Source organism: Streptococcus sp. 10824, from assembly GCF_013276595.1.
Taxonomy (GTDB): Bacteria; Bacillota; Bacilli; order Lactobacillales; family Streptococcaceae; genus Streptococcus; species Streptococcus pseudopneumoniae.
This window is the reverse complement of sequence record NZ_VMLH01000130.1, coordinates 1-4,259: the sequence shown is the minus strand read 5'-3', so window position 1 is coordinate 4,259 and position 4,259 is coordinate 1. Positions and strand designations below refer to the sequence as shown.

At 41.6% G+C, this 4,259-nt stretch carries 2 protein-coding genes; both read right to left on the bottom strand.

The features are described from left to right. Window positions 1–51: 51 nt before the first annotated feature. Window positions 52–2,310 carry a glycogen/starch/alpha-glucan family phosphorylase gene (gene glgP / locus HT701_RS10220; protein ID WP_120007849.1) on the bottom strand — a complete coding sequence of 753 codons (2,259 nt, stop codon included), beginning with the start codon at window positions 2,308–2,310 and terminating at the stop codon, window positions 52–54. 25 nt (window positions 2,311–2,335) lie between these two features. Beyond that, the gene (gene malQ / locus HT701_RS10215; RefSeq protein WP_338149169.1) at window positions 2,336–3,901 is read right to left on the bottom strand and encodes a 4-alpha-glucanotransferase; all 1,566 of its coding nucleotides are present in this window, start codon (window positions 3,899–3,901) and stop codon (window positions 2,336–2,338) included. Between the last annotated feature and the right edge of the window lie 358 nt (window positions 3,902–4,259).

Genomic DNA, 4,259 nt, shown 5'->3' with positions numbered 1-4,259 from the left:
TTTGAGGTTGCAGATAAAGCTGACATGGTTTGAAGAGATTTTCGAAGAGTATTAGTTCAAGTGCCAGATATCTTCGTTATACTGAGCGATTGTACGGTCAGATGAGAAGAATCCTGCTTTAGAAATGTTAACGATAACTTTATCCAACCATGCGTCACGGTCTTCGTAGTCAGCAAGCATTTGCTCTTTGACTTTGATATAGTCTTCCAAGTCAAGAAGAGTCATGAACCAGTCTTTGTTGATCAATTCATTGTAAAGACGTTCCAAGCGCTCTTTGTTTCCAGCTGCAAGAACTGCATCGCTAACGATGAAGTCAACCAATGGTTTGATAGCTTTACGAGCGTAGAATTCGCTTGATTTGTAAGCTGCTTTTGCGTAAAGGTCGATAACAGTTTCTGAATCTTCACCAAAGATGTAAATGTTTTCGTCACCAACCAACTCAGCGATTTCCACGTTAGCTCCGTCCATAGTACCAAGAGTCAAAGCTCCGTTCAACATGAATTTCATGTTACCAGTACCTGAAGCTTCTTTAGAAGCAAGTGAGATTTGTTCTGAGATGTCACATGCTGGGATAAGGAAGCTTGCTGCAGTAACGTTGTAGTTTTCAACCATAACTACTTGCAAGTGTGGAGCTACTGCTGGATCGTTAGCAATAACTTCTGACATGCAAAGGATTAAATGGATAATGTCTTGAGCGATTGTGTAGGCTGGAGCTGCTTTACCACCAAAGAAGATTGTGATTGGACGAGCAGGGATGTTACCAGCTTTGATGTCAAGGTATTTGTGGATCACGTACAAAGCGTTCATTTGTTGGCGTTTGTACTCGTGAAGACGTTTGATTTGGATATCAAAGATAGAATTTGGATTGATTTCCACACCTTGGTGTTCTTTCAAGTGACGAGCCAATTTACGTTTGTTGTGAGCCTTGATGCTTTCCAATTTTTCTTTGACAGCTGCTTTGTCTTCATAAGACAAAAGTTTTTCAAGCTCATCTGCTTCATGGTGCCAACCATCTCCAAGAATCTCATCCAAGTAGTGAGACAAGCTTGGGTTAGCATGCATAAGCCAACGACGGAAAGTGATACCGTTTGTTTTGTTGTTGAACTTTTCTGGGTAAAGGTCGTAGAAGGCTTTCAACTCAGAATTTTTCAAGATTTCAGTATGGAGTGCTGCAACCCCGTTAACACTGTATCCGTAGTGGATATCCATGTGAGCCATGTGAACACGTCCGCTCTCATCGATGATTTGAACAGCTGGATCTTTGTACTCTGCCTTCACACGACGGTCCAATTCTTCGATGATTGGTACCAAGTGAGGAACCACTTCTTGCAAGAATTCAAGAGGCCATTTTTCAAGCGCCTCAGCAAGGATTGTGTGGTTAGTGTAGGCAGTCATGCTACGAACAATTGAGATTGCTTCGTCAAGCTCGATACCACGTGCAGTCAAAAGACGAATCAATTCAGGAATCACCATTGATGGGTGAGTATCGTTGATTTGGACAACTGCGTAGTCAGCAAGGTCATGCAAGTTGCTTCCTTTTTCGATTGCTTCGTCGATGATCAATTGCGCACCGTTTGAAACCATGAAGTATTGTTGGAAGATACGGAGCAATTCACCTTGACGGTCACTATCATCTGGGTAAAGGAAGAGAGTCAAGTTGCGAGCGATATCTGTCTTGTCAAAGTTGATACCATCTTTAATAATAGAAGAATCAACTGAATCCAAGTCAAACAAACGCAAGCGGTTCTTCGTTTCTGTCTTGTAACCAGGAACATCAATATCATAAAGAGTTGATGTCAAAGTAAAGTCTGCAAATGGTACTTGGTAGCTACGGCTTGAGCGAACTAACCAGTTTTGCTCTGTCAACCATGCGTTTGGAATTGTTTCTTGTTGGTTGTTTTTAAGAACTTGTTGGAAAAGACCAAAGTGGTAGTTCAGACCAACACCGTCACCATTCAAACCAAGAGTCGCAATTGAGTCGATAAAGCAGGCAGCCAAACGTCCCAAACCACCATTACCAAGAGATGGTTCCAATTCAACTTCTTCAACTTCGATCAAGTCTTTACCTGCAGCTGCAAGTTCTTTTTTGACATCGTCGTAAAGACCAAGGTTAATCAAGTTGTTTGACAAGAGTTTACCAATCAAGAACTCAGCTGAGATGTAGTAAACTTTTTTCTTACCAGTGTTAACTGGTTTTTGGCTACTTGCAAGCTTGCTGTAGTTAAGAAGGGCAAGGTAAAGCTCTTCATTGCTACATTCTGCAATGGTTTTATTGTAACGATTTTGTACAAATTCTTGTAGTGATAACATGTTTAAGATGTCTCCTGATATTGTATTATTTCTTTAATTCTACCAAATTTTCATTTATTCGGCGATAGATTGTTGTTAAGTCAAGCAAACCTTCCTCAACAGCTGGTGTCAATTGCTCTTCAGTCATACGCCAAGACCAGTTTCCACCAAGGGTAGATGGGAAGTTCATACGAGCTGTCTCATCCAATTCTAGCAAATCTTGCATAGTTGCAATTGCCATGAAGCTAACTGATGAAAAGACTGTACGAAGCATAGCATGTGGCACTGTTTCGTATTCTTTACGGTTCGTGTAACGAGCCATGTACTCACGAGTCGCATCATCAATCTCGTTACGGTACCAACCAAGAACCGTATTGTTATCGTGTGTTCCTGTGTACATAACTGAGTTAGCAGGTGCCAAGTGTGGGCTATCAATGCTTTCGTCTTCTGGGTTGAACGCAAATTGAAGAATCTTCATTCCTGGGAAGCCAGTACGTTCACGCAATTCGATCACTTCATCTGTCATGAAGCCAAGGTCTTCTGCGATGATGTTTAGCTCACCAAGTTCTTCCTTAACGGCTGCAAAAAGCTTGTAGCCTGGACCTTTGACCCACTCACCAGGTGCTGCTGTATCGGAACCAGCAGGGATTTCCCAGTAAGATTCGAAGCCACGGAAGTGGTCGATTCGAACGATATCATAGATTTTGAAGCTTTCACGCAAGCGTTCAATCCACCATTTGTAGCCGTCTTTGTCCATTGCTTCCCAGTCATAGATTGGGTTCCCCCAAAGCTGACCAGTTACAGAAAACTCATCTGGTGGGCATCCTGCGATACAAGTAGCCTTACCATTGACATCTGTTTTGAAGAGATGTGGATTTGCCCACATATCGCTTGAATCTTCCGCTACGTAGATTGGCATGTCCCCAACGATTTCGATGTGGTTGTCGTTAGCGTAAGCTTTCAATTTCAACCATTGTTGGAAGAAGAAGTATTGAGTCACACGGTGGTAAACCAACTTGTCTGCCAATTGCTCACGGTAGCTTTCAAGTGCTGAAGCTTTACGAGCACGAACATCTGCATCTGGCCATTCAGTCCAAGCAAGATTGTCAAAATGCTCTTTGATAGCCATATACTCAGCAAAGAGCTCAAGCCATGATTGGTTGTCTTGAGCAAATTTCTCAAAATCTTTAACATCTCCTACTTCCAAGAAACGTTTTACCGCTTTTTCTAAAAGAGGACGACGTGCATAGTAGATTTTCGCATAATCAACTTCAGACGCATCGCTACCAAAGTCAACTCCTTCAAGGTCACTTGCTTCCAACAAACCTTGCTCCACCAAGATATCTAAATCGATAAAATGAGTGTTTCCTGCGAAGGCTGAGAAAGATTGGTAAGGAGAATCCCCGTAACTAGTTGTTCCTAATGGAAGGATTTGCCAGTAACGTTGTTTTGTGCAAACCAAGAAATCAACGAAGTCGTAAGCACTTTGACCAAATGATCCGATTCCGTAAGCTCCTGGAAGAGAAGAGATGTGCATCAACACACCACTTTGACGTTTTTTCATAATAGCACCTCGTGTGTTAAAATAATGGAACGTTGCGTATTTTTGCAGACGCAAACGTTTGCGCTACTTATAAGTATACTCCTTTTCAAGCATAATTGCAAGCGTTTTTAAAAAACTTTTTTGATTATTTTTAAGGAGACTAACCCATTTTAGCAAAGATAACTTATACTCAATGAAAATCAAAGAGCAAACTAGGAAACTAGCCGCAGGCTGTACTTGAGTACGGCAAGGCGACGTTGACGCGGTTTGAATTTGATTTTCGAAGAGTATTAAAACTATCTAATCCTAAAGTTTAACTCTCATGGGACAGTCTACAAAGTGCAAATCCTCCTCTAGAAAACTTGAATTTAGATGCAAGGGGCACAAAGGTCCATAGAAAATAGATAGGAATTAGAAACAGGGAGGT

Excerpts from the sequence above, each read along its gene's own strand:
- glgP (WP_120007849.1), bottom strand. The coding sequence starts at position 2,310 with ATGTTATCACTACAAGAATTTGTACAAAATCGTTACAATAAAACCATT.